The sequence below is a fragment of the Mycobacterium sp. E2733 genome, from assembly GCF_001667585.1.
GTDB lineage: Bacteria > Actinomycetota > Actinomycetes > Mycobacteriales > Mycobacteriaceae > Mycobacterium.
The window spans coordinates 198290-223495 of record NZ_LZJZ01000021.1 but is presented as its reverse complement, the minus strand read 5'-3'; the positions used below and the strand labels follow the sequence as shown (position 1 = coordinate 223495).

The following is a 25206-nucleotide window of genomic DNA, read 5'->3' as shown; positions in this document are numbered from 1 at the left end:
CCAGCAGCGGCGCGGCAAGCACCGACAACGCGGTCGCCAGCACCAGCAGCGCGGTCGTCAGGGCTACCAGCCGCCGCGGAATGACGGGCTCAGGCTGGCGTAGGACAGGTTCGCGCCGAACGAGTCGTAGTCCTGAATCTTGGCGAGGTCGTCGAGTTGCTCTTTGGCGCTCGGGTTTTGCTTGACGAATTCGGCGACGATGCTGCTCCAACCGGCTTCAAGTGCTCGCCCAAGTATTGCGGCGGCGAGGGTCTTGTCGTCGGAACGAATTGCTGCCGCGAATGCGTCGCCCGCTTCGTCGGCTTGGGTGAGTCGCGCTGCGCGGTCTTGCGCGTCGCGATAGGCGATGATCTGGCCGGGATCGCTGCTCGTGACGCTGGAAAGCCCGAACAGCGACTTCTCTAGTGACTGCCGCTTGGCGGTGATGAGCTCCTTCTCCTTCTTGCGGAGGTCGCTGAGTTTGGCGCTCACCTGTGCGTGCTCGCTGTCGAGTTTGGCCCGCTTCCCCGTGTCGGTGAGGGTGTTGTCGGCGTCGAGCAAGTCGGTGGTGGCGGCCGCGGCGAGTGGTGATCTTCGTCAGATGCTCGTCGCGCTCCGCAATCGGATCGCGGAGGCGATCGACGACCCAAAGACGCCGGCGGCGGCGCTGGCGGCTTTGATCCGGCAGCAGATGGACATTGCGGCCAAGATTCACGCGATTGACCTCGCCGCTGATGCCGGCTCATCGCGTTCGGGTCCGAAGTCGGTGATCGCCAGGATGCCCGACGAGCCCTGGGACGAGTCGCAGATCTAAAGTATTGAGACTGCCCGTCGGGATGTTCTGCGGCTGAGAAAGTGCCATTTCGATCTGTCTCAAGAATCGACTCAAAGGCCTAGTCTCATATTGACCGGCATCGACGACCGCACCCGGTGCGATTGGAACCCAACTCGGCTACGCCCGCGTCAGCACCGGCCACCAGTCCCTCGACCAGCAGATGGTCGGATGGTGGCTGGCGTGCTGGCGAGCCTGACCGAGCTTGAGTTGGAATTAAGTCGGGAGCGGCGTGCTGCTGCCCGTGAGGCGCGGCGGGCGCGCAGCCAATCCGTTGGGCGACCCAAGGCACTTGATGGCTCGAAAGCCGCGCTGGCTCAGCGGATGCACGCGAGTGGGGAATCGGCGACCATGATTGCCACGACGCTTGGCGTAAGCAGAGCGACGGTCTATCGCGTGCTGGCTGAGCCAGATTAGTGCGATTGGGAGCAGCCCTGCGTTACGGATGGCCCGGCGAACCGTGTCACTTGTGCGCGGTGCCCGCTTGTGATGGAAGCGTGGCCCGTACCCGAAATTATCGAGGGGCCGGGGGCCTGACTCCCGGCGGTGAGTCAGATTTTTTGAGCAGCAGCGAAAGTGCAACCTGATCGACACCAAACACTGCCCTATCGAGTCTCCACGCATCTGGACGACAGCCTGCGCGAACGCCATCGCCCGGTCGTTGTAGCGTTCCAACTCAAGGCACCTCATTCATCATCGCGTGGGACAGCAATCTCCGTCGAGATATTCCGGCCCCGAAGCACTTTCGATTCGATAACATGCCACCGTTGCGCCTCTGACTGGTGCGCCCGGCCCAGTGCGGCTCCCGACACCGCGACGCCGCCCGACCGCTTGGCGACCTCGGTCAAGCGTGCGGCTTCGTTGACCGGATCGCCGATGACCGTGTACTCATAGCGGCTCGGGTCACCCATATTCCCGGCGACGGCCATGCCCGCCGACACTCCGATGCCCACCGTCAGGTCGGCATCGGGCCGATTCAGCCTGCGGTTGAGCTCACGGGCGGCGGCCAGGGCGTGCGAAGCGCAGTCAGGATCGGCGTGCGGGGCACCGAAGATCGCCAGAACGGCATCACCCTCGAACTTGTTCACAGAGCCCCTGTGCTGTTCGACGACGTCGACCACCGCCGCGAAGAAGTCGTTGAGTATCGCGACGAGTTCGTGCGGCGGAAGCGCAGCTGCCAGCGCCGTTGAGCCCACCACATCTACGAAGAGCACTGCCATTTCGCAGTTCACGCCGCCCATCTGGGTCGGCGCGCCATCCATCGATGCGCTCTCCTCGGCGAGTCGGGCGACGTCGCGTCCGACGTGACGACCGAAGAGGTCGCGGAGTCGCTCGCGCTCGCGAAGTCCCATAGCCATGGTGTTGAAGCCTGCCTGTAACAACCCGAGTTCGAACGCGTCGAATACGGGGACAGACACGTCGTAGTCACCGCGTTCTACATGCTGCATGCCCCGCCGGACTTCGTCGATGGGGTCCGCCGTGGTGGCCGCGCTGAACGCCGCGACCGTCAGCCCGCTGGCGATGGCACCGGTTCCGAATGCGAGCACCACCCACGCGAGGCGGTGCCCGGGATAGTCGACGACCAGCGCGCTGGCGGCAACCAGCATCAGAAAGAGAATGGGAACGCCGGTGCCCACCACCCACGCGCTCACGGCACGCAGTCGGAGCCCAGGCCCGCGCGGTGTCGTCGGCGGGTTCTTGGTCAGCACTTCCGCGACGGATGGCCTCAGGGCACGTTCGCACATCCAGTAGGACATCGCGGTGGTCACCGTTGCGGCAACGAGCAACGAGACCCCCACCGTGGTTGCCAGCAGGGGTGTTTCGACGTTGATCACAACCATGACCAGCGTTGCTGTCAGCCAGACCGTTCCGTGAATCACGGCCATCCGCGACGGCGCGGCAAGGATTGTGCGCCCTTCGATGCCTTCGTCGGCACTGGCGGGGATCGTCAGCCAGAGGTAGCCCCAGACGATCGCGCTGGGAATCGAGATCGCGGAGTAGATGAAGGCGGTAATGACATTGAGTAACAGCACATGTCGTTCGTTCAGGGCGGCGCCGGTGGGAAGTGCCCAGAACATCGTTGCGGCGATCAACGCGCACGCTAGGACCGTCGGGACTATTCCGGCGCCGGACACAAGAAGGGCCCGGCCCGCCAACCCCAGCGGATACCGCCTGCGGAGCAGAGGCAACTGTCTCACTTTGTGATTCTCGCGGCGCCAACCGGCCGATCACCAGATCTATTCGCAGGCCAGTTCGAGGCGTTCCAGGCGGCGAACCAGGATGCTGGGCAGCCACTCGCCTACATCGGTCGCCTCAATCCACTCAGTGCGTCCCAATAGCATCCCCAGCACGATCCTCGCCTCCAGGCGTGCCAGCGCAGCGCCCAGACAGAAGTGCACGCCTTTGCCAAATGCGAGGTGACCCTTGCCGCTGGTGCGGTCAAGACGAAACTCATTGGGCGCGTCGAACTGCGCGGGATCACGGTTAGCCGCCCCCCACATCAACAGCAAATGGGAGTTGGCCGGCAACTTCACATCAGCCAGGGTGGTGTCGCGCAAAACGTGTCGGTAGTGACCGCGAAACGGTGGCTCGTAGCGCAGAGCTTCTTCGATGAAAGTGCCCAACAGCTCGGACTTCTCACGGACTTGCCTCTGAATCTCGGGCCGCACGGCAAGTATCCACGCCGCACTACCCAGGAGGACCTCCATCACCGCATCCCAGCCGCACACGGCATAGAACACTGAATCACCGATTCGATGCAGCGGGGCCTCGGCGCGCATACGGTCGTAGAGCGGATAGGGATCTTGTAGGGCGTCGACACCGAAAAAGTGAATCGGATCATTAAGGACGGTCATCGTGTAGCCACCTATTTGATTGCCCGTACCGGTATTGTCTTCCAGCCGAACACGTTCGCCATGTGAACCCGTTCGCACCGGTCGAAGTCGACTTCGTATCGCGGCATGAAGTCGAGGAGCTTCTCCAACGCGATGGCGCTTTCCATGCGAGCCAGGGCGGCGCCGAGGCAACTGTGGATGCCGTAGCCGAGGCCGAGATTCTGAGCCTCGGTGCGGTCTCGGTCGATGTCGAACGTGTCGGCGTTAGTCCACACCAGGTGGTCACGATTGGCAGACCCACCAATCAGGAACACCGGGGCGCCTTCGGGAATCGTTTGTCCGTGCAGGTGAACGTCTTTCGTCGCGACGCGCACGTTGTATTGCGACGGTGCCTCATACCGCAGTAGTTCTTCGACCGCAGCGGGGATGCGGCTTCGATCATCGAGCAACTTCTGCCATTGGTGTGGGTGCCGGGCGAAGAGGTAGATCGCGCTGCCGACGAGCTTGGTCACGGTTTCGGCTCCCGCTCCACCGAGCATCGTTGCGAATGCGGCGATTTCGATGTCGTCGAGTCGAGTCTTCTTGCCGTCGTCACGGACCAACTCGGCTTCGAGCAATTTGGTGAGCAGATCATCTCTGGGTTGGGCGCGGCGCTGTTCGATTAGCCCGTAGTAGTACATCGCAGTATCGATGGAGGCTTGGGTGCCCTTCTCGGTCAGTTCGAGTTGTCCGATCTCGCGCGTTAAGGACAAGTCGACCCAGTGCCGCACCTTTTGTGCGTCGTCCTCAGGTGCGCCGAGCATGCTGGTGATGACTTCCACTGGAAACGGTGCGGCGAAGTCTTGGACGGCGTCGAACCCGTCGGGGTCGACCCGGCTGAGGTACTTGTCGATCTTCTCGGTCGCCATTGCCTTTTGGGCTTGGATTGCTCTGGGCGTGAAGACTTTGTTGAGCAAGCTGCGCATGTCTCGATGGCTGGGAGGGTCCATCATGATGATCATGCGTGGGCCGGTGTCGACGGGTAGTCCATTGCGGATCGAGGCGAGGTCGGTTCCACGGGCCGACGAGTATGTCGCAGCGTCTTTATACGCGGGCGCGACGTCGGCATGGCGGGTCAGTGCGTAGAAGTCGAGGTCGGCGTTGTAGTAGACCGGTTGCTCATCGCGCATGCGTCGGTAGGTCTGGTAGGCCCCGTTGAAGAAGTCCTCCGAGAACGGATCGAAGACGATTTCTGCGGTCGTCATGGCACCCTCCAGTACCTCGGATACATCACATCGCAGTGCGATTGTCGCGGCCCATAGCTGCCGGGGTGCGGTCGAAGGCGCGTGCCATGGCCTGCACTGTGTACGACGCTGCGAGGCGACCGTCGACGGTGAAGACCTTGCCGTTGCCTTGGATCAGTCCACGTCCCGACCAGAAGGCGTCATTGCTGTACAGCAGCCAGTTGCTGACATCGACGTCGTCGTGAAAGGCGATGGTGCTCATCATGACTGCGGTCGAGATGGTGTCGTGTGCTTGGGCTTCACCGAAGCCCCGATGCGGTGCCATGCCCGCCGCAATGGTCCAATGTGTGGTCGATTGGGCAAGAAGCGCAGCGTGCAAATACGACTCGTCAGGCGCATCCCGGAAGCGGACCCACACATCGATGTGGGGCGGTCCGATGCGGTCGGGGTCGGAATCGTAGGCTCCGTTGACGACTCGGATCTCGCGTCCGGTGACTCCGAATCCCGGAAAGCTTTCCGCCGCCTCGGGTCCTGGCACGTCGGGCATGGGTGGCTGGTCGCGAATCAGGTCGGGCGCGCCGGAATCGGCGAGCACTAGCGCCGCGCAGCACAGCCCACCGCGTTGAGTGGCGTGGACTTGCGTCGTAGAGAAGGTCTTGCCGTGCCGCAGCACCTCGACGGTTAGATCGACCGGGCCATCGAAGGCTGCTGATTTTGTGAAAATGGTCGATACAGAGGTAACTCGTTGGCCCGGAAGCGACTTGGATACCGCGACGACGGACTCTGCGACGAGTTGGCCACCCTCCACAACGTTGCGCCAGGTAGGTCCGTGCGCGGGGCCGACGAACCGGCCCTCACCGGCGGGCTCGACATCAACGATCCGCACCAGCTCGGCAGCGTCGCCCCACAGCGGGAAGGAGGCTGGAACGCTCCTGCCGTCAGGCCACCGCTCGACGATTTCGACGCGACAGGGCGTGTCGTAGAACGACACGTAGTCCGCGATCCCTGCGACCTCGGGAAGCGGAGTGCGGTAGGTCCACGCGACGCTGTCCGCGTGGTCGTGGGCACCTGCGAGGTCCCAATATGCAGCGCGACCCTTGAACGGGCATTCCGTTGTCCGATCCGAGGGCGTCAACAGGTCCCAACGGACGTCGGACTTCGGGAAATACAGTCGGTCAACATGATCGGTCTCGGTCACCACCAGACAGCCGTCACTTTCGGCGATGAGCACGTCACCGTGCCAGACCTGACCGGTGTGCTGAGAGGGCGTGACGTCAATCCGATAGTCCGGGTGGTCGGGCCACGCCGAGTCGACCTGATCGCTCGCGGCCTGCCGGTCGGTGGGTGTCACGATTTATCTCTGACGAGTGCGGGCATGGTTTCCCAGCCTCGGACGGTCGAGGTGGTCGACATCCGTGCTGCCGAGAGATCGACGTCCCACTCGGGGAACCGCTTCAAGATCTCTTCGAGTGCGATGCGCCCTTCCAGGCGCGCCAAGGCCGCACCAATGCAGAAATGCGCACCGACGGCGAAGGCGATGTGTGACCGGGTCTGGCGGTGAATGTTGAACACCTCGGCGTCGTGGCCGAATTGGCGGTCGTCTCTATTCGCCGAAGCGAGGAGGAGCGTCATCACACTGCCGGCAGGCACCTGCTGGCCGTAGTATTCGACCTCGCGTGTGACGTAACGCGACACAAACGGAGCGGGACCTTCGAAACGTAATAACTCCTCGACCGCCTGAGGGATCAGACCCGGATCGGCGACGAGTTCCCGTCGTTGGTCGGGATGCTCGGCGAGCACCTTTGCCGCCCATCCGATCAGCCGTGCTGTGGTCTCGTTGCCCGCCAGGGCGACCATGTTGACGTACATGAGCAGCTCGGCGCGCTCCAAGTGGCGGGTGACGCCTTGCTCGTCTTCGAACTGCACATTCAGCAGTTCGGTGACAATGTCGTCGGACGGATTGTCCGCTCGCCAGTCGATGTAGTCCGCCCAGAGTTGACCGTCATCGAATCCGGTCGACGCGGACTCCATGGGCCGACCCGCCTCGGTGGTCAGAATCTCGTTCGCGTGGTCGCGAGACCTCAGTTGATCCTCATCGGGGAAGCCCAACAGCATGCCGATGACCCGCATGGGCAGTTCCGCGCCGAAGTCCGTGACGAAGTCGAATCCGCCTGCACCGACGAGCGGGTCGAGGCTGCGCACGCAGAACTCTCGAATCCGCGGCTCCAACGCGCTGATCTTGCGCGGAGTGAACATCCGCGACAACAGCCTTCGGTGAATGTCGTGTCGGGGTGGGTCCTCCGCGACGATAAGCCCTGACGGAATCTCCATATCCGCCTTGATGAACTCCAAGATGTCGCCGCGCGCGGAACTGAACGTCTTGTTGTCGAAGAGAGCCTTCTCGACATCTGTGTACCGGCTCAGCGCGAAGAAGTCGTGCTGCTCGTTGTAGTAGAGCGGCATCTCATCTCGTAACCGCTGGTACAAGGGGTAAGGATTGGCGACAAGGTCGACGTCGTAAGGGTCGAAACGAAGCTCACCAGTCGTGTTGCGGGACATTTTGTCGCTCCTCTACCTCGCCGACGTGCGGTTAGTTGCCGCTAGCCGTGTCGTGCAGTACTTTTAAGCATGTGCTTAAAAGTTAAGCACATGCTTAACATGCCGAGGTGAAGCTGGTCAACCCGATAGCCTGACCTGTCAGCACTTATGAAGAATGCGAGTCATGAATGGCATCGCCACGACGGATCGCGTCGCCAAACGCGAAGACACGCACCGTGATACTGGATGCAGCCGAGCAACTTATGCTCGATGAGGGCTGGGCAGCCGTCACTGGCCGCCGGGTTGCTGAGAGAGCCGGTCTTGGCTCACAGCTCGTGCACTACCACTTCGGCACCATGGACGATCTCCTTCGGGCGGTTTTCCAACGCCAAGCCGAAACAGGGTCCTCAGCACATGCCGAAGCCCTTGAATCGCCGCAGCCGCTGTGGGCACTCTGGCGGATGATTCGCGATGCCCCTTGGGGTAAGTGGGCCATCGAGGTTCTTGCCCTGGCCAACCATCGTCCGCAACTCGCAGCCGAACTACGCCACTACGCACAGACGTTCCGCGCCCAGCAAGCTGAGATGGTCGCCGCCGTGTTGAAGAAGTACGACGTCGATGAACAAAGCGTTCCGCCCATGGCGGTGGCATTCCTGATGACCGTCATCCCGCCAGTGCTATTCATGGAGGACCAAATCGACATCACCGCAGGGCACACCGAGATAGTCGGACTCGTCGAGCGCTACCTCCGCGAAGTCGAAGGCGAACCCCCTCCGATCTAGTCGGGCGGGATCGATAGGGGTGGGGGGTGCCCGCTCGACCGACTGACGTGCGCCTCGTGGCGAGCACCGTCTCTCTCCGGAGAGATGGCTTCGGACGAAGCGTCCGCAGTCCGTCCGGAGTAGGTCCAAACAGCGGCCCTCATTGGCCAACGTCGCCAACGCCGTGACCTGCTGGCCTACATCAGCGTCAACGCTGTCAGTGACACCAAACGCCCAAGTGGACTCGTTCGCATCGAGTAGGTCGGTGCTAAGCATTCGACTGCTTCGGCCGATCAGACCGCCAACTGCCGCCGACATTGCGCCCGATTAGCATCAGAGGAATCCCGAACGGCGTCGAGGCGAGCCAGCAAATCGTGCAGACACCCCCGCACCAACGGACTCCAACGCCGGCGTTGTCACGACGTTGTCACAACCTGCGGCAAGATTACCCACCGTACCGGCCCACGCGAGTTTTAGAACCCGGTGTGCCTAGCCATTAAGACAGCAGATCAGGCGGCGGTGGACTGCATCCGACGTTTTTGCTTAAGCATGGCTTTTGCGACGAGTATCGACAACGCGGGCGAGAACCGCTCCAGGTACCAGAATGCCTTCCACCACGTCGGCAACACAATGATCGCGTCTCCCCGCAACACGGCACGAAGGGCGCGCTCGGCGAACCGTTCGGGTTTTGACGTTTCTAGAAAGCGTTCTATTGGTCCTGGTGCCATCCCCCGATGTCTCTCCGTTAGCACCATCGGAGTCGAGACCATGCCAGGACAAAGCACCGATACCTGCACGCCGTGGCGCTCGGCCTCGATGCGCAACGACTTGGAGATCCCGACAACGGCGTGCTTAGTGGCGGCGTAGCTGGCCGGCACTGCGCCGGCGGCGAGACCGGCGATCGAGGCTGTGTTCACGATGTGGCCGGAGTGCTGCCCGATCATGATCGGATAGACCGCCTGGATGCCGTGCACCACACCGCGCAGGTTCACATCGAACACGTCGTTCCAGTCATCGAGCGTGTACGAGTCGACCTCACGGTCGACCAAAATGCCTGCGTTGTTAAACAGGTAGTCGATCCGCCCGGACTGCCCTACCGCCTCGGCGACGGCACGCTCAAACGATGGATAGCTGCGCACATCCAGCTCAATCGCGTGCGCCTTTGTGCCACCCCTGTTGAGGCGTTGCGCCAGTTCCTGCGCGGGGCCGATCTGACGATCGGCGATCCAGACCTCGGCGCCCCCATCAACCAACTTGGTCGCCAACGCGGCGCCAATGCCGGACGCCCCGCCGGTAACGAACGCAACCTTCCCCGACACGCTCGATGCCCTTGACGAAGGATAATCGCTCGCCCTTGCAGGGTAATTGCAAGCCTGTCCGTCAGATAGTGGCACCGTCGGCGGCCTCTCGTCCGAAGTTCACGATTCAGCGCACCTGTCCGGCTCGATGTGCTCGTCCGATGATGCGTGCCGTTCGTGGACCGGCAACGACGTCATCCGTGGATAGAGGATCGCTGGACCGAGCCATCGCGCAACAAAGCGGCGTAGTGCGATTCCGTCGCGCTGCCGCTGCCCGGGATCGGTCAAAAGAGAATGCACTGTGCGCAAGGTCATTTCGGCAAGCTCATTGAGCGCGGTGGTGTCGAAGCCGTGAAGCTTCCAATCGACATCGAGGCGGTGGAAGGCCGACAAGCAGAAAATGATCGCTGTGTCGGAGGTGAGCGAGATGGCAGCTTCGCCCTGAGGGGTCTGGGTAAGCAAGCTCTCCAACTGTGGATCGCCGGTAAGGTTTTCAACTGCGAACGAAATTATTTCGACGATCGCACTGACCGGGTCATTGAGGCCGCTGACGTGGTGTACACCTTGGTCGATGAAACCGTTGACCGCGCGCATTGCGCTGGCAATAAGGAGCGCGTCGGCGTTGGGAAAGTACCGGTACACCGTCTGACGAGTGACCCCGAGTCTTCGGGCGACGTCGGCAAGCCGCAGCGCCGACCCGTGTTCAGCAATCACGTCGTCTACCGCATCCAGAATGCGGGCAATTGCCTCCTCGTCCGAGGCGGGTGTGACGCCCGCCCAGCCGCGACTACGCATCCGCTGCCACAACCATTTCGCTGTCGAACTCAATCTCAAGTGTCGTTGGGCCGGTCATACCGAGCAGGGATTTCCACGGCGCAGGAGCGGTCCGATGGGGTGCGGTGAGACGTCGGGTGAGGACTATAAGTGCTTCCGCCAATTCCCGGCGTGCGAGGTTCGCCCCTAGGCAGTAGTGCGCGCCCCCACCGAAAGTCAGAATCGCGGGCAAGTCCTTACGCGCGATGTCGAACCGATCTGCATTCTCATAAATCGCCGGATCACGGTTGGCTGCAAAGGTGTTCACGACTACCAAGGTCCCCGCCGGGAACGTGTACCCACCAAATTCGGCATCCTCGGTAGCGGCTCGCACCGCGACACAGACCGCCGGCGAGTGCCGCATGGTCTCCTCGACCGCCTGCATCGCAAGCTCTGGCTCGTCGCCCAGCTTCGCCCATTGATCCCGATGCTCGCACAGCACCTGCACCGAGGCGGCCAGTTGGTGTCGGGTGGTGTCCGTCCCCGCCATCAGGAAGCCAGCCACCAGCATGCGCAGTTCATCGAGATTGAGCCGGTCGCCCTCGCTTTCGGCCCGTATAAGCTCAGACAGCAAATCATCAGTCAGATGGCTCCGGCGTGCAGCGACCATGTCATCGACATAGGCGTCCAGTTCACTCCACGACCGCATGATCGCGGCTTCATCGAAGTTGGCGTCGGGCTGAATGTTGAAAGCCTTGAAGATTTCATCGGTCCACTGTGCGAAAAGATGCCAGTCTTCCCGAGGCGCACCGATCAGCGCACACATGATCGGGGTGGGATAGGGCCGCGCGATGTCGGTCACGACGTCGCAACGACCGACCTCTACTACTTGATCGATCAGCCCGTTCACCACCTCATGAATCGTGTCCTGTAAAGGCGACGTCGCGCGCGGAGTAAACGCCCTCGACACCAGTTTGCGTAAGCGAGTATGTGGCGGGCCATCGAGACCCAGAAGGCTGCTCATCAGCTTGTCGTACAGCGGGCCTGAGGTGACGCCCTGTGCTGCCAGCGACAAGCCGGGTGGCAGCCTGAATCTACTGTCGCGCAGCATATCCCGCGCCAGGCCGTAGGACAGTATTTCCGGACCGAGAGGACCAATGGCGATGGGCGCACACGATTGCGCAATTCGCACGTCTTCGAGGATGTCCTGCGGAGTGGCTGTGAAGTCGTAGCTGAACGTGGGCAGGCCAGCTTCGAAGACGTTGGGAGCGGCGCTACTTACGTTCATCGCGATATCTCACATTCCATTGATGCCCCGACGGGCCGAGGCACGGACAACTGCGTCCACAGTGTATGACCATAACTCTGAGCACGTCAACGCATGACAGTATCCTCGCAGTTAAGCATACGTGCTGCCTGCCATGGTCATACGGATTGTCGTCTGACGTCCGCGTCGCTGCGAGGGCAGTTGTTCATCGAGACCCTCGGTGCTCTCCGTCTCGCGCCAGACTGCCCGACGCCCACTTTCGCATCAGTTTTAAAGCGGTCGCGGCGACGTCGAGCGCAGCCGCGATCCCGGCCGGGTCGGCGCAACGAGGGCCGCGGCCGGAGCGCGCCGTGGCGGCACGACGGCGCAGCGATTCAGCTGCCTCCGCCTCGGTGCGGGCATCGAAAGACCAGCGACCAATCGAGCGTCGTCCGACGCGAGTCGCGAACGCACCTCGGCGTGCAGGGCGTCCGTACCGCCATTTGTACCGCCATTCGCTCAATTTGACCGTGAATTTCCGTGCTTGTTCGTAGCTGCGCTTGGAAACGTTAATCCGTTGTGGCACAACGCTTAAGTAATACACCTACGGACGCCTACGGATACTGCCGCTAAGCCTGGGGGTCAAGTGGTCGCAGGTTCAAATCCTGTCAGCCCGACACATGTCAGCCCGGCGCAGGTCGAACATGACTTCGCCGGGACGTCGGGTGATCACTCCGCTGCGGAAACTGGGCCTATTGCCGGGTACAGGATTGTCAGGTTGACCAATGGGCTCATCACGTAGAACTCGCCTGTTGCAAAGTCCGCGCTGACTTCGGAGTTGTCGACGTAGGAGCCCAGCCGTAACGCGACGTCGATAATGAGGTATTCGCCGGGTGGCACGATCTCCTGCTGATAGCCCACGAGGGTTCCCCGGTACACCACGTCGTAGTTCGTTTTGTCATCAGTGTCGAAGCCGGTCGAGTCGGCGACGAGGTCGAGGACGTTCCACGTTTCGCCGGCCTGGGGCGGCGCCGACGATAGCGGCTGCGTCCAAGTCTGAATGAGGTCGAGAGTCGGGTCGAGCGTCAGCTCCCCCTTTCCGCCGAAGAACCAGCCGCCGTGCGAGTGCGCCGAGCAGAAGCCGTTGAGAAACGCATTGACATCGACGACGGCGGATTCACTCTCTTGGTTCTGCCAGAGGAAGTAGAAGTGAAGGAAGTCGTAATTCGTGGTGAAAAGGTATGCGCCGTGCCACCAATCGTGGGACTCGCTCGCGTCGAGGCGAATCTGCGCGCGGCTCTTGTACGGCTCGATGGTGGTTGACTCGAGGCTCACGCCGTCCGTCGCCCAAATTTCAACCGGGCTGTCGAGGGTGAGGTACTGCGTCGTCGGCGGCCCGACGCCGATCACCCCGCCCCACGCTTCGCGGTGGGCGTCGACCATCCGGGCCAGGGAGTCGGCCCGCACACCGGACTGGGCGACCGCTTCCGCCTTGAGCCTTTCCAGGCGGCGGTGGCTCTCCGCTCGTTCCGCGGCCAGTTCGCGGTCGATTGCCGCGGCGTCAAACCCCATGCGGACAAGCTGCTCGGCGGCCAGAGCGCGTACCCGCGTGCTCCGCGGAAGCTGCAGCCCTCTCGTCGAATCGCCTGCGCCGCGTGGCGCATCCGCAGCGCCGCTCAGATCACGCGCAGCGCTCAGCGCCTTACGGAGGCGCGAATCAAGTTTGGTCATCGTGGCTCACCTTTCCTGCCCCACAAACGCCCTCGACGCCGATATTCGCACGGAGATGTGAGGCAAGGGTGCGTAATCCAATACCCGTTTGCCGTTGACCTGCCAAACCTCGCCCGATTCGTGGCCGACCGTACCTCCAAAAACCATTTCCAAAGACGATGCCCGAGAACGGAGTACGCACATGCCGTGGCGGAAGCGTCAGCGCGCCCACCCTGGTCATCCCGGGCTTACCGAGGCCGACAAGACCCTGACCGGTCGACGCCGGTCGCTAGGCCGAATGTGACGGACTTCAGCCGGCAAAAGTGACGCGCGTCATAGCTTGACCAGCCTGAATTAGGGCGTCCTAACCATTCGTTTGGATCTCTAACGGCTGGGAGCGCGATGGCCAACTTCGATTTTGCCTATGACCTGACCTTCGATGAGGCGCGCCGACGCAGCGCCGTGCTCGAAGCGATCGGTGAGGACTGGGACCCTGTCGCCGTGCTCGCCGAGGAACAGCAGGCCTACGACATGCTGTACTCGAATCTGGATGTGGAGCAGCAGCGGGTCTACGACGAGTTGGTCCGCGCCGGCGTCCTACCCTCACGGACGGCTGATCGTGTTACCGATTGATCCGACCGCCGACCGTAGCCGCCGCGCATGGCTGCCTTGCCCGCGCTGCGATCACCGCGCCAGCTGTGGTGATTGCCGGGACCGGCGAAATTGCGATACGCACTGGCAGTACCTGCTGAGCAACAAGGGGACGTTGGTACACCTACAGTGCTCGGATTGCGGTCACCTCTGGTCGACCGACACGCATAGCCGCACGCGTCGGCGCACCGCGTAACCCCGCGGGGAACACAGCCCGACGCGGGCGATGCCCTCAGGCCGAGGGGATGATGACCCCATGGACGCCGAACTGCAACGCTGGCTGGCGGCCGGGGAGTCCTTCGACTACCTCGGCTTCGACATCTTCTACCGCGTAGAGGGCAGCGGTCCTCCGCTGCTGTTGATCCACGGTTATCCGTTCAATTCCTTTGACTGGGTGCGGATCTGGCCTGCGCTGTCGCAACGGTTCACGGTCATCGCGCCGGACATGATCGGCATGGGGTTCTCCGAAAAACCGGTGGCCTACGAGTACTCGGTGGGGGACCACGCCGACATGCACGAAGCTTTGCTGGCCCACCTGAACATCCGCAACGTGCACATCCTGGCCCACGACATCGGTGATTCTGTGGGCCAGGAGTTGTTGGCTCGTCATGAGTTCGGTCAGCAAGCGTATGGCGCGCTGCGCATCGACTCCATCACCTGGCTCAACGGAGGAATGTTCATCGAGGCATACACGCCCAGATTGGCGCAGAAGCTGATGTCCGGTACTCCGTTGGGCGACGTATTCAGCCAAGTGCAGGGCAGTCCGGTGTCCCGCCGGCTGCTGGAGCCCACGCTGCGCGAGATGTTCGGCCCGAATACGAAGCCGACCCGGCACATGATGGACGTGTTCAACCAGATCTTGGACTACAACGATGGCCGCCGGGTGCTGCACAAAGTCGGCCGCTTCATCAACGATCGCTACACGCACCGAAACCGGTGGGTGCGTGCAATGCGGCAGACCGCGGTTCCCATGCGCTTAATCGATGGGCCGGTCGACCCCAACTCCGGTGCGCACATGGCGCGCCGCTATGCCGAGGTGATTCCCGAACCCAATGTCGTGATGCTCGCCGACGACATCGGACACTGGCCACAACTCGAGGCGCCCGACGCGGTGTTGACGCACTTCCTCGCCCACATCGACCGCGTCGCCGCCGGCTGAACCGCTAGTTGTCGGGAGAGCGGCGCCTAGCCGTGATGCGGCGGTCTCTCGTCGCGGAGCCGGGCCTCGTCCGACGCCGCGCGCATCTGCTCCTCGTCGCCGAACCTCTCCAGATCCTCGGGCGTGGTATGCGCCGGCGGCGGCTCCGGCGCGGCCCGTGGTCGACGTGGGGGTTCGGTGGGCACGAAGCGATTATGTCAGCTTCGGGCGGAGAGTTCCGGCCCGGCATCGCGCCCCGGCCTATTACGTGTCCGTTCGGGCACCGTCTTTGATCATCTGCTCGGTGTAGTTGTCACGAATGGCAAATCGGGCGTCGACCACGTCGCCGTTCGGCCCCGGAGCAGTCGTGAAGGTGACTCCGTCCGGCTTCTTGGGTCCGGCCGGTGTCGGCGGCGCCGCCTCGGCCGGCGTCGGTGGCCCGGCCGCGGCCGAACTGCTCGGGGCCGACTGGCCATCTTTCTTCGCATCGAAAACCCAGGTTTTGCCGACGATGATGAGGCCCAGGACTCCCAGCGCCGCCAGGGCCAAGGCCGCCTTCCCGGAAGTGTCTTTCTTCGGCGGTTCTGTGGCGAACGCCCACTCGCTGGTCCAGCCGGTGCCGTCAAAGTACCGCTGCAGCCCGTGAACTAAACGTGAACAGCTAGCCGACCGTCCTACCTAAACTGCCGAACTTGCGGATTGCGAAGCGCGGCGGGCCTATGCTATTGCTCGCCGCAGGTTCGACGCGGTTTGAGTTACAAAGTGGCGGCACTAGATGAACGTCTCGATATCTGCCCCTCGGTCCGCTGCGGTCGGTACGACGGCTACCACCGCAGAGAATGGCTTGGTCGCTTCGCACCGCCTGTCTGAGCAACTACTGAACAGCGAGCCAGGTCGTGGCGTCCTAGCCGGTGCGTTCGCAGTGCTCGACGCGGTCGCCCACGCCGAGGACGGGATCGGGTTGACCGCCTTGGTTCACGCCACCGGGCTAGCGAAGACTTCCGCATACCGCCTGGCCGAGCAACTCGTCAAATTGGGTGCCGCACAACGCATCGACCACCGCTACTACGTCGGGTCGCGGCTGGCCAAATATGGGCAGCGGTGGCAGCCGGATCCGATCCTGCGTCGAGCGGCACGCGATCCGATACATGCGCTTGCCGTTGAACTGAATGCCGCTGCGTCGATGTGCGTGCTTGACGGTGGCCGAATTCGCATAGTCACCGCCGCGGCATCGCGCGGTCGCGCCTGGCCACTGGGCGAGCTGGACTCCGACACCGCCGCCCGCACCGCCGCCGGACGCATCCTTTACGCCACCCAACCAGATGGTGTCGTCCTACCATCCTGTTGGACACCGAGTGAGTGGCAGCACCTGCGGGGCACCCTCCGCAACCCGCACGCGACCATCACCGAGCACCGAAGTCCAATCCCCGCCATCAGCTGCATCGCCGCACCTGTGTGGCACCCCAACGGCCTATGCGCGGGCGCGGTCACTTCGGCAATTTGTGCGCCTACATCTTTGCCGCGCTCGTCCGATCGGATACTGCACGCCGCCCACCAGATCGAGCGCAACCTGACTTCAAGCAAAGAACGCAACCTGACTTCAAGCAAAGAAACTGCTGGCCGGGTTCGCTGACCGGGCCCAACCAATGTCTCTTGTCGTGTCCGCTTAACCTCGACGAGAAACATTCGTCTCGCGCGAGCGCGATTGCTGTAAAAGCGGCGACGATTGTGATCTGACTGGGCCGTGGCGCGGTGTGTGGCGAGTTGGTATTAAGTCGCCGGAACGTTGCGGTGCAACGGTTCCGCTCGCGGCCGGTTGACGTCCTCCGACGCGACGGATCTCGATTCGGTCCGCTCAGCGGACCGCGATCTTGTCCGTCATATGTGTACTGCGGTCCAATCGTCGCCATATCGCCGCTTCGGGTCGCGACAAGGGCTCATCCCAGCGTTTCGGCACCTGACAGTGCGCTGATGCGGCCGGTGGTCACAGGCTGACACCGGCCACTATGCACATCAACTGAATACAGACAGCGGTCCGTCGCGCGGGCGCTTTACCGCGTCTCGGCGATCCCATAAGGAGGACATCGTGACTTTCCAAGGGCTCGTTGAAAGCATCACCTTCGCCGGACATGTCACCGCCATCGACGAGAGTGGTCCGTCGTTCACGATTAAATGCCGCAGCAAAGACACCATCGATGTCTTTGTCGGGCCACCGGACTCGACCACTTACCAAGTGCTGCAGAACGTTGACGGCGTCAATCGCGACCGGACAGACGTTTCTGCCAACGGAAATCAAGACACGGTTCCCATCGTCGCCAACCTACGGCGCTACATCGCCGTGGGCGACCTGGTATTCGTGCGAGGCATTCATCAACAAGCCGGCGACCGCGACCGATTCGAGGCCCGCATCGTCTACCTGCTGAAGTCGAGGCCTGACCTGCCATACGTTTTCGAGGACAACTACTGGTGGCTCAACCAGACGGCATTGCTGATAGACCGGTGGCTCGACGACTTGTTCGATGCCCGCCACGACTACACCGTCACCGACTTCGCAGCCCTCTATCAGACCAACCTCAACATCGTCGGGCAAAAGGCCGACGACGATCTGCAGGAATGCGCGACCCTGTCGCGGTTGATTTACGGACTGTCCTCGGCTTATCTGCTCACTGGGGCCGAGCGCTACTTCCTGGCCGCACGTGCCGCGGTCTCATACCAGCGGCAGGCATTTCGAACCCTGACCAGTGACGGCATGCATTGCTTCTGGGCCTTCGGCCGCCGCCGCAAGAAGGACGGCACGGAAGTGGTGGTGTTCGCATCGGAAAACGAGGACGACAAGGGCACCATCCCGCTCTACGAACAGATCTACGCCCTGGCCGGCCTGGCACAGTACTACCGCATCACCGCCGATTGGGAAGTGCTCGAAGACATCCGGCGCACAATGAACTCCTTCGACGACTACTACCTCGACGAGAAGCCCGACCCCAAGTCACCAGTCACCAAGCCCTGGGCGACGGGCAGCGGTGGATACTTCTCACACCTCGACCCGATCACCCGACGGCCCGACACCCCTCAACTCGGGGACAACCAGTCGCGCAAAAACTGGAATTCTATCGGCGACCACATTCCCGCATACCTGATCAATTTGGTCCTAGCGCTGAACCCGGCACCTCGCGGCGGCGCGATGACCGGCGGGCTAGCCGACCTCGGCAAGCGCGCCATCGAAATGCTCGACAAGCTCGTCACACTCATCGTCGACAAGTTTCCCGACGCTACAAGCAACTACGTAAATGAACGCTTCAAAGCCGACTGGACCCCCGACCACCAATACAAATGGCAACAGGACCGGGCTGTCGTCGGACACAACCTCAAGATCGCCTGGAACCTCACGCGCTGCGCGTTCCACTTCGACTCTCGCGCGGACCAAGTTCAACAACAGAATCCCGAGGAGGCTGAACGATTAAGGCAGCTGACCAAGAACTGCCAGAAAATCGCCCAGGACCTCGCTGACAAGATGGCCGATGTCGGTATTGACATGATGCGCGGTGGCGTATTCGACGCGGTACAACGCCATCCCCGCACTGGGATGCTAACCCAATTCGCTTGGGGAGCCACCAAGGACTTCTGGCAGCAGGAGCAGGGGATCCTTGCCTACTTGGTGCTTTATGGCGACACAGGCGAGAAAAGGTTCCTCGAGATGGCCCGCGAATGTATGGCCTTTTGGAACCTGTTCTTCCTCGACCGCGACCACCAGGGCATCTTCTTTCGCACCAACGAGGGTGGGCTACCCATCATTGAGGGCATGTACGGCCAAAAAGGCGGCCACTCGATCTCGGGTTACCACGTTTTCGAGCTCAACTATCTCGCCCACCTGTATCAGCGCACCTGCTTGCAACAAAATGGCGATCACGGCTTCTGCCTGTACTTCCGGGTTCGGCGTAACCCGCAGCAGACCACCATCAATGTGCTCCCCGATTTTCTGCCGCGGCATCGCGTGGAGATCAAGACGGTGCGAGTTTCCGGCAACGACTTCACATCGCAGCTCAAGCCCAACGACCCTGAAGATTTTCAGGTGCGCATCGACGACGCCGCCGCCGCCAATTCAGACGGAACAGTTGACCTGGTTGTCGAATTCCTTGTGCATTGAAGAGAAGGCAGCGCCATGAACCAATCCCAGCCCACAGCTGCCCAGCCGCTCGCGGGCAAGCGGGTGGCGGTGATCGTCGAAAGCCAGTTCATTCCTCAGGAGTTGCAGATCTATCGGCAGCGCTTTGAAAGCTACGGCGCCACAGTCGACTTCATTTCTCGGCTGTGGGGCCAACCCAAGCAACGGTTCTACTCCACCGTGGAACCCGGAGTTGTCGACAGCATCGAATATATGGACGTGAGCATCGATTTTGATGACGTCGAGCCCGGCGATTATGACGCGATCATCGCCGCGGCCAACTACACCACAGTCAGACTGCGCTACGTGGAGAACCTGGACCCCAAAAAAGATCCGCGCCGGCAGATTCGCGACACACCCGCGGTGCGCTTTTTCCGCGAAGCGATGCGGAACCCGCGGATCGTCAAGGGGGCGCCCTGCCACGCCTTGTGGCTGCTGACCCCCTCACCGGAAGTGCTGAAGGGACGAAAGGTGACCTGCAATGCGGTCGTGCTTGCCGACGTGCTGAATGCCGGCGCCAACTACGTCGGATTCCCTCCGGGAACAGAAGAAAGCGAACAGGTCTGCGAGGACGGCGATTTGGTCACCAACACCGGTTGGCACGCCTCGAATAAACTTGTCGACACGATCAAGGACATCATCGTCAGGAAACATGCAGGGCCGTCGCCCGTTCCTGCTGCGGTGACACCATGACAACCTCTGCCCCGCCTCGGCCCGACATTCAGGCCCCGCCCAAGCAGGCCATCGCAGCCGCCAACAGCGTTGCTATTCAATTCGTTTACCACACTGGCCTCAACCAAAACCTGTTCACCAACGTGCGGCTGTGCGGTAGCTGGGACCACGGCGGAATGCCGGCAGCCGCATGGAACACCACTTCCATGCAGCAGCTGGTCGGCGTCGACGGATGCCCCACCTATGTCGCCAGCGTCGAATTCCCCGACAGCCAAGTCGGCGCCGAATACGCCTGGGGCGTAATAGTCGACAGCGGTTTCAGCCGCGACCTGTGGGCGATCCCGATCGAGATCTCCGAACCGGATTCCACCGCGCGACACCGGACGTTCACCCTGGACCCCGACCGGCGCGAACAGCACTACTGGCTATCCACCAGCCGGCTGTTGGGCGCCAATCCGCGCTGGAAGCCCGACGGTACCGAACCCATCCAGTTTTCGGTGTGGGCGCCGCACGCACGGGCGGTGAGCGTGGTCTTAGGCGACCCGATAAGCGGCTACATCACGGATGCTGGGGGTGGCGTCGTCGGGACAGCAATTGCCATGCGCCCAGCTGGCGATGGGCTCTGGCAGACCGAGCTTTCTGACCCGCAACTCTCGAGTTTCATCGGTTTCGACCACCGGCCGTATATGTTTCAGATCACCAAGGACAATGGGCGCGTCACATACCGCACCGACCTGTACTCGCGCTGTCAAATCGGCCGCGGCACAGTGAATCCTGCCAAACAGCCCCAGTTGTTTTCCGGACGGCGCGAGGATCTCGACGGCAGCGTCAGCTGCTCGGTCGTGGTAGACCCGCGATGGGTCACAGCGCACTTCCAAGATCCCTACTGGCCCGAAACCGAGTGGGTCACTGAGCGCGACTTCTGGACTCGAGAATTCGAGCCGTACCGGCCGGTCCCGACCCGGCTCGAGGACCTCGTCATCTACGAAATGCACGTCGGTGGCCTCGGCGCTGGTAAAACGGAACCCGACGGAACGCCAATTCCCGGCGACCTGGATGACGCCATCAAGATGCTGGACCATCTGGTGGATCTCGGCGTCAATGCGGTCGAGCTGATGCCCCTGGCACAGTTCGAAGGCTGGGCGACTTGGGGGTACGGCACCTCGCACTACTTCGCCATCGAATTCAGTGGCGGCGGCCGCGACCAATTCAAATACTTTGTACGGGCATGCCACCGTCGCGGCATCGCAGTCATCCTCGACGTCGTATACAACCACTACAACCCGGACGCCGAGCGTGCCGAATGGGCCTACGACTCCGACGAACCCGAGCGCAACATCTACTACTGGTACGAGGGTTCGTGCGCCCAGTATGCCAATGCTGATGGCGGATACCTCGACAACAACTCCACCGGCTGGGCGCCGCGTTTCAGCGAAGAACGCGTGCGGCAAATGTTCATCTCCAGCGCGGTGGCCCAAGTACTAGAGTTTCATATCGATGGCTTTCGGGTGGACCAGACGACGTCGATCCACTCGTACAACGTCCTTCACGCCGATGGTCGCCGGGTCGACGCTGCCAATGCGTTCGGCGCGAAGTTCTTGCGGGAGTTGACCACGACGCTTCGCCTGATCAAACCTCAGGTGTTTCTCATCGCCGAGGACCACTCGGGCTGGAAGGGGGTCACGCAGCCGACCGACCTTGGCGGACTGGGTTTCGACGCCGCCTGGTACGCCGACTTCTACCACAATCTCTCCGGAGACACGGGCCACGGGCTCGCGAGCGCCAACCTACTTTCCACTGCCGCCATCGGCGACGACCGCGCCCTGGCCATGGGGTTATTCGCTGGCAAATTGGCTCAGACGAATGCATCCACAATCGTCTATCCCGAGTCTCATGACGAGGCCGGCAACTCCACTTGGGACGGCCACCACTCCGGGCGCACTCCCTCGATCTCCGTTAACTATGCACCACTCATCTTCGATACCCGTCGCTATGCCGAAGCTCGCACCCGGTTCTCGGCGGGCATGGCCCTGTTGTCGGCCGGCACCCCAATGTTTTTCATGGGCGAGGAGTGCCGGGATACCGAGCTGTACCGCTACAACGATTTCCTATATCACCGCGTCGATTTCGCTAAAGCGGCCGCCAACGGCGGGGGCGATCTCTTTACCTTCTTTCGTGGACTCATCACTTTGCGGCGCACTGTGCCCGCGCTGCGGTCGGGATCGATCGATGTGGTGCATGTTCACGATGGCAACAGAGTCCTAGCATTCAGCCGAACCTATGGTCCAGACCAAGCGCTCGTAGTGGCCAGTCTCAACAACCAGCCGTTCCAGTCCGGATACACCATCAACGGTGTCGCCGGGGGGACGTGGCGGGAGGTGTTCAATAGCGACGCCGCTCTGTATGGCGGTTGGAATGACGGCAACGCCGGCGGAGACCTGCCCTCGTACGCAGCGCAATTGAATGTGGTGATACCCCGCGCGGGCTTTGTGGTCTTCCGGCGCATCCGTCGCGAGAATGACTGACGCGTGACGACTTGACGCGACGGATCAGTGCACCGCTTTGCCGACGCTCTGCCAGTTTGCAACCGCAATGAACACGAAGGGAAACGACCGTGAGCAAAGCGATTCTGTGCTGCCTGTCTGAGTGGGGATACTGGGGTGAGGAACTGGTCGGTCCCTACGACGTGCTGACCGACCATGGCTACCAGGTCGACTTCATGACTCCGACTGGTCAAAAGCCGCCTGCCTTGCCGCCCAGCATGCAGGCCGGCTTCATCGATACACCGTTGGACAAGGAGGTCACCAACGATCATTTCGCGCAGCGCACCCGGGAAATCCAGGACTCCAGCCTCCTGAACGAGCCGATCAATTTGGCGCAATGGTTTCCACAAATGCCGTACTTCAACGGCGAGGAGTTCGGCCACGGCCTCGAGGATTACTACAACCGGCGCGATACCTGCTGGCAGGACCTGGACAAATATGACGCACTGCTGCTACCCGGCGGCAGCGGCCCCATGGTCGACATGGTCAACAACGAACGCCTCCACGACGTCATCCTGGGATTCTTGGCCAACGGCAAACTCATTGCCGCCGAATGCTATTGCGTGACATGCCTCGCCTTCGCCCGAGACTGGACAGACCGCAAGAGCATTATCGCCGGCAAACACGTCACCGGACATGCCAGGGAATACGACTATAAAGACGGTACCGGTTTCGCCTATCCCTCGGTGGGGGGAGTCAATTTCGGCCCGCCGTTCTACCCGCTCGAGTACATCCTGCGTGATGCCGTCGGCCCAGACGGCCAGTATCACGGCGGCATTGGACATACTATTTCGACCATTCTTGACTTTCCGTTCCTGACCGGGCGCTCCACCCAAGACTCCCAGTTGGTCGGCGAGCTCATGATCCAGGTGCTGGAGAAAGGGCTGCAGCGCTATGGCTGGTGACCAAATTGGGTCGGCGGCAACGGTTGGAGGTAACGCCTACGGTGGCAACCACCATCGCGGTCACACCTCCAACCCTCGACGAAACCATGGTCCGCAACCTGGTCACCGACTGGTATCGCAGCACCAATGACCACCTACCAGTCGAGCAGCTGGTCAACATGCTGGCCGATGACATGAAGATGACCTATCCGAACATCGACGAGCCGTTCACCGGCACTCCAGCGTTCAAGAACTGCTACGCAGAAGTCCTGGCGAAGTACTTCAACGAGACCCACCGCGTCGCCGTGGCGCAACGACTCCTGGTCGGAATTTCTTCGGATCCAAGTCCCGGTCGGCCGATCAAAGAACACTAAGCTGGAAAGCGGCGCCTAGCCGTGATGCGGCGGTCTCTCGTCGCGGAGCCGGGCCTCGTCCGACGCCGCGCGCATCTGCTCCTCGTCGGCGAACCTCTCTAAATCCTCGGGCGTGGTGCGCACCCGCGGGGGCTTGGCACCGCCCGGGGTCGACGTGGGGGTTCGGTGGGCACCAGGCGATTATCCGCCCACCGGTCTACGGCTGAAAGGCCGGAAGGATAGTGCCGGAATCGCGAATCTCCCAGATGCTGGCTTTGGTGATGCCATCGAAGTTGATCTTGTTCAAGGTCTCTCGCGAATACGTGAGGTCGATGGCGACGTGGGTCGCGGTGTTGCCGTACGGGTCGGTCATGGGGAAGGTGCCTTGCACGTTCACCGCGGAAGCGTCGGGATACGTGGCTCTCGCGTATCTGAGGATGTCGATGGTGTCCGTCCGGGCGCCGTCTTTGATCATCTGCTCGGTGTAGTTGTCGCGAATGGCGAATCGGGCGTTGACCACGTCGCCGTTCGGGCCCGGAGTAGTGGTGAAGGTGACGCCATCCGGCTTCTTGGGGCCGGCCGGTGTCGATGGCGCCGCCTCGGTCGGGGGAGCCGCTGTGGCGGAAGTGCTCGGGGTCGATGGGGTGTCCTTCGGGTCGAAAACCCAGGTTTTGCCGACGATGATCAGAAGCACAAGGAAACCCAGGGCCGCCAGGGCCAGGGCCGCCTTCCCGGGAGTCTCCTTCTTCGGCGGTTCTGTGGCGAACGCCCATTCGCTGGTCCAGCTGGTGCCGTCGAAGTACCGCTGCAGCCCGTGGCCTACCCCTGCGGGATCGGGGTACCAGCCCGGCGCCGATTTAGGCGGGGGCGGCGCCTGTTCGAATGGCATCTGTCTATTTTCGTGGTGACGGAGGCTTCTCGGCTACCCGCTCGAAGCAAATCCCGTTTGGTGATGTCGCCCCTTCAGTCCTCATCGTCCGGCTCGGTGAGTTCCGGCGCGTTCTCGCGGGTCGCCATTCCGCCTTCGCGTCCGTGATCCGCGGGGCCGGGGCGGCCACCCTCGGGCTCGTCGTCGTCCTTCGCCGAATGCTTGCCCATCGCAACCTCCTTCGTCGACCGAAGGACTACCCGCCGCGGCACGATCTGAAGACCCCGGGACGGAAATGGTGTGCGTGCGGCCGGCGATCTGAACTCAAGATGGCCCTGGCGTGACGGTTCGGCGTGACGTCGACATTCGACGCGTCGGCGTGCCCTCGCGGGCTATGAATCTATGGTGAGCACCCCATGTGAACCTGACCCAGCAGGAAAGTTCGTTGATCGGCCAGAGTCATCCCGCGGCTCTCATGCGCATGGACGAGAAGTCGCTGAAGGAATTGCAGAGCCGGCTGAGGCAGGCGCGCGATAAGAACTTCAGCTTGTTGCGGCGACGGGGCGCGGCCCGGGTGGAGGCCGAGGTGCGCGCGGCTCCGCCCAGACGGCCAACGAAAAGTGCGGGCGAAAAGGTGGAGATCTTCGACGAGGCACTGGCTCGGGTGAGCGAGCGCCTTGCGGCGACGGGTGACGGCGAGTAGCGGCGAGCTCCCGGGTGCATTGCACCCCGACACGCGGCTGCCCGAGAGACGCCGTTCG

Annotated in this window: 24 protein-coding genes and 2 pseudogenes; 12 read left to right on the top strand and 14 right to left on the bottom strand. The window is 62.2% G+C overall.

Translation table 11 applies throughout. The features are described from left to right. Positions 1-63 precede the first annotated feature (63 nt). Positions 64-540 carry a hypothetical protein gene (locus A5678_RS05040; RefSeq protein WP_068039324.1) on the bottom strand — a complete coding sequence of 159 codons (477 nt, stop codon included), beginning with the start codon at positions 538-540 and terminating at the stop codon, positions 64-66. A 40-nt stretch (positions 541-580) separates the two neighbouring features. Between A5678_RS05040 and A5678_RS05035 the strand changes: the two genes are divergently transcribed. Both A5678_RS05035 and A5678_RS26330 read left to right on the top strand, forming a co-directional pair. Then, entirely contained in the window at positions 581-793 is a 213-nt protein-coding gene (locus A5678_RS05035) for a hypothetical protein (protein ID WP_068039320.1), read from the top strand. 183 nt (positions 794-976) lie between these two features. Then, positions 977-1228 (top strand): annotated as a pseudogene (locus A5678_RS26330) (helix-turn-helix domain-containing protein); the annotation flags it as partial. 269 nt (positions 1229-1497) lie between these two features. Here A5678_RS26330 and A5678_RS05030 read toward each other — a convergent pair. The 5 genes from A5678_RS05030 to A5678_RS05010 are packed head-to-tail and all read right to left on the bottom strand — an operon-like array spanning position 1498 to position 7427. Further along, positions 1498-3009, bottom strand: coding sequence for an adenylate/guanylate cyclase domain-containing protein (locus tag A5678_RS05030; RefSeq protein ID WP_156746757.1), 1512 nt, complete (start codon positions 3007-3009; stop codon positions 1498-1500). 39 nt (positions 3010-3048) lie between these two features. Further along, a complete protein-coding gene (locus tag A5678_RS05025; protein WP_068039316.1) occupies positions 3049-3666 on the bottom strand; it encodes a cytochrome P450 in 618 nt (205 codons plus the stop codon). Between the two features lie 11 nt (positions 3667-3677). Next, complete coding sequence (locus A5678_RS05020; protein WP_068039313.1) at positions 3678-4889, bottom strand: cytochrome P450; 1212 nt, start codon at positions 4887-4889, stop codon at positions 3678-3680. Positions 4890-4914: 25 nt separating this feature from the next. Continuing rightward, the gene (locus A5678_RS05015; protein WP_068039310.1) at positions 4915-6219 is read right to left on the bottom strand and encodes a DUF427 domain-containing protein; all 1305 of its coding nucleotides are present in this window, start codon (positions 6217-6219) and stop codon (positions 4915-4917) included. After that, positions 6216-7427: a cytochrome P450 gene (locus tag A5678_RS05010; protein ID WP_068039307.1), complete on the bottom strand. Its 1212-nt coding sequence runs from the start codon at positions 7425-7427 to the stop codon at positions 6216-6218. The genes A5678_RS05015 and A5678_RS05010 overlap by 4 nt, the downstream gene beginning before the upstream one ends. Positions 7428-7594: 167 nt before the next feature. Here A5678_RS05010 and A5678_RS05005 point away from each other — a divergent pair, with 167 nt between their 5' ends. After that, positions 7595-8188, top strand: coding sequence for a TetR/AcrR family transcriptional regulator (locus tag A5678_RS05005; RefSeq protein ID WP_068039304.1), 594 nt, complete (start codon positions 7595-7597; stop codon positions 8186-8188). A 488-nt stretch (positions 8189-8676) separates the two neighbouring features. On the opposite strand, the gene A5678_RS05000 is transcribed toward A5678_RS05005, so the two are convergent. From A5678_RS05000 to A5678_RS04985, 4 genes are all read right to left on the bottom strand, one after another. Then, positions 8677-9486: an SDR family oxidoreductase gene (locus tag A5678_RS05000; protein WP_068039301.1), complete on the bottom strand. Its 810-nt coding sequence runs from the start codon at positions 9484-9486 to the stop codon at positions 8677-8679. Positions 9487-9585: 99 nt separating this feature from the next. Then, positions 9586-10260: a TetR/AcrR family transcriptional regulator gene (locus A5678_RS04995; RefSeq protein WP_068039297.1), complete on the bottom strand. Its 675-nt coding sequence runs from the start codon at positions 10258-10260 to the stop codon at positions 9586-9588. Next, entirely contained in the window at positions 10253-11506 is a 1254-nt protein-coding gene (locus tag A5678_RS04990) for a cytochrome P450 (protein WP_068039294.1), read from the bottom strand. The genes A5678_RS04995 and A5678_RS04990 overlap by 8 nt, the downstream gene beginning before the upstream one ends. Before the next feature lie 687 nt (positions 11507-12193). Further along, positions 12194-13036, bottom strand: coding sequence for a hypothetical protein (locus A5678_RS04985; RefSeq protein WP_068039291.1), 843 nt, complete (start codon positions 13034-13036; stop codon positions 12194-12196). A 540-nt stretch (positions 13037-13576) separates the two neighbouring features. Here A5678_RS04985 and A5678_RS04980 point away from each other — a divergent pair. Together A5678_RS04980 and A5678_RS04975 are read left to right on the top strand one after the other, a co-directional pair. Then, positions 13577-13807: a DUF6400 family protein gene (locus A5678_RS04980; RefSeq protein WP_068039289.1), complete on the top strand. Its 231-nt coding sequence runs from the start codon at positions 13577-13579 to the stop codon at positions 13805-13807. Positions 13808-14081: 274 nt separating this feature from the next. Next, on the top strand, positions 14082-14984 hold the full coding sequence (locus A5678_RS04975; RefSeq protein WP_068039286.1) for an alpha/beta fold hydrolase: 903 nt from the start codon (positions 14082-14084) through the stop codon (positions 14982-14984). A gap of 26 nt (positions 14985-15010) precedes the next feature. Here the strand turns inward: A5678_RS04975 and A5678_RS27460 are convergent, their stop codons facing one another. Next, positions 15011-15169 carry a hypothetical protein gene (locus A5678_RS27460; protein WP_197502031.1) on the bottom strand — a complete coding sequence of 53 codons (159 nt, stop codon included), beginning with the start codon at positions 15167-15169 and terminating at the stop codon, positions 15011-15013. Positions 15170-15230: 61 nt separating this feature from the next. After that, positions 15231-15602: pseudogene (locus A5678_RS04970) on the bottom strand (DUF2510 domain-containing protein); the annotation flags it as partial. A gap of 283 nt (positions 15603-15885) precedes the next feature. Between A5678_RS04970 and A5678_RS04965 the strand changes: the two are divergent. From A5678_RS04965 to A5678_RS04940, 6 genes are all read left to right on the top strand, one after another. Beyond that, positions 15886-16596: a helix-turn-helix domain-containing protein gene (locus A5678_RS04965; protein WP_068039283.1), complete on the top strand. Its 711-nt coding sequence runs from the start codon at positions 15886-15888 to the stop codon at positions 16594-16596. Between the two features lie 453 nt (positions 16597-17049). After that, positions 17050-19107, top strand: a complete 2058-nt coding sequence (locus A5678_RS04960; RefSeq protein ID WP_068039280.1) for an AGE family epimerase/isomerase — start codon at positions 17050-17052, stop codon at positions 19105-19107. A gap of 15 nt (positions 19108-19122) precedes the next feature. After that, positions 19123-19818 (top strand): DJ-1/PfpI family protein, encoded by a 696-nt coding sequence (locus A5678_RS04955; RefSeq protein ID WP_082945389.1) that lies wholly within the window; start codon positions 19123-19125, stop codon positions 19816-19818. Beyond that, a complete protein-coding gene (locus A5678_RS04950) occupies positions 19815-22322 on the top strand; it encodes an alpha-amylase family glycosyl hydrolase (RefSeq protein WP_082945388.1) in 2508 nt (835 codons plus the stop codon). Before A5678_RS04955 ends, A5678_RS04950 begins: the two co-directional genes overlap by 4 nt. Positions 22323-22411: 89 nt before the next feature. Then, positions 22412-23245 (top strand): type 1 glutamine amidotransferase domain-containing protein, encoded by an 834-nt coding sequence (locus tag A5678_RS04945; RefSeq protein WP_068039277.1) that lies wholly within the window; start codon positions 22412-22414, stop codon positions 23243-23245. A 41-nt stretch (positions 23246-23286) separates the two neighbouring features. Then, positions 23287-23598: a hypothetical protein gene (locus tag A5678_RS04940; protein ID WP_068039273.1), complete on the top strand. Its 312-nt coding sequence runs from the start codon at positions 23287-23289 to the stop codon at positions 23596-23598. A gap of 196 nt (positions 23599-23794) precedes the next feature. Here the strand turns inward: A5678_RS04940 and A5678_RS04935 are convergent, their stop codons facing one another. Then, the gene (locus tag A5678_RS04935) at positions 23795-24466 is read right to left on the bottom strand and encodes a DUF2510 domain-containing protein (protein WP_068039270.1); all 672 of its coding nucleotides are present in this window, start codon (positions 24464-24466) and stop codon (positions 23795-23797) included. Positions 24467-24540: 74 nt separating this feature from the next. Then, entirely contained in the window at positions 24541-24675 is a 135-nt protein-coding gene (locus A5678_RS28160) for a hypothetical protein (protein ID WP_255396891.1), read from the bottom strand. A 188-nt stretch (positions 24676-24863) separates the two neighbouring features. Between A5678_RS28160 and A5678_RS04930 the strand changes: the two genes are divergently transcribed. Further along, complete coding sequence (locus tag A5678_RS04930; RefSeq protein ID WP_068039267.1) at positions 24864-25148, top strand: hypothetical protein; 285 nt, start codon at positions 24864-24866, stop codon at positions 25146-25148. Positions 25149-25206: the final 58 nt, after the last annotated feature.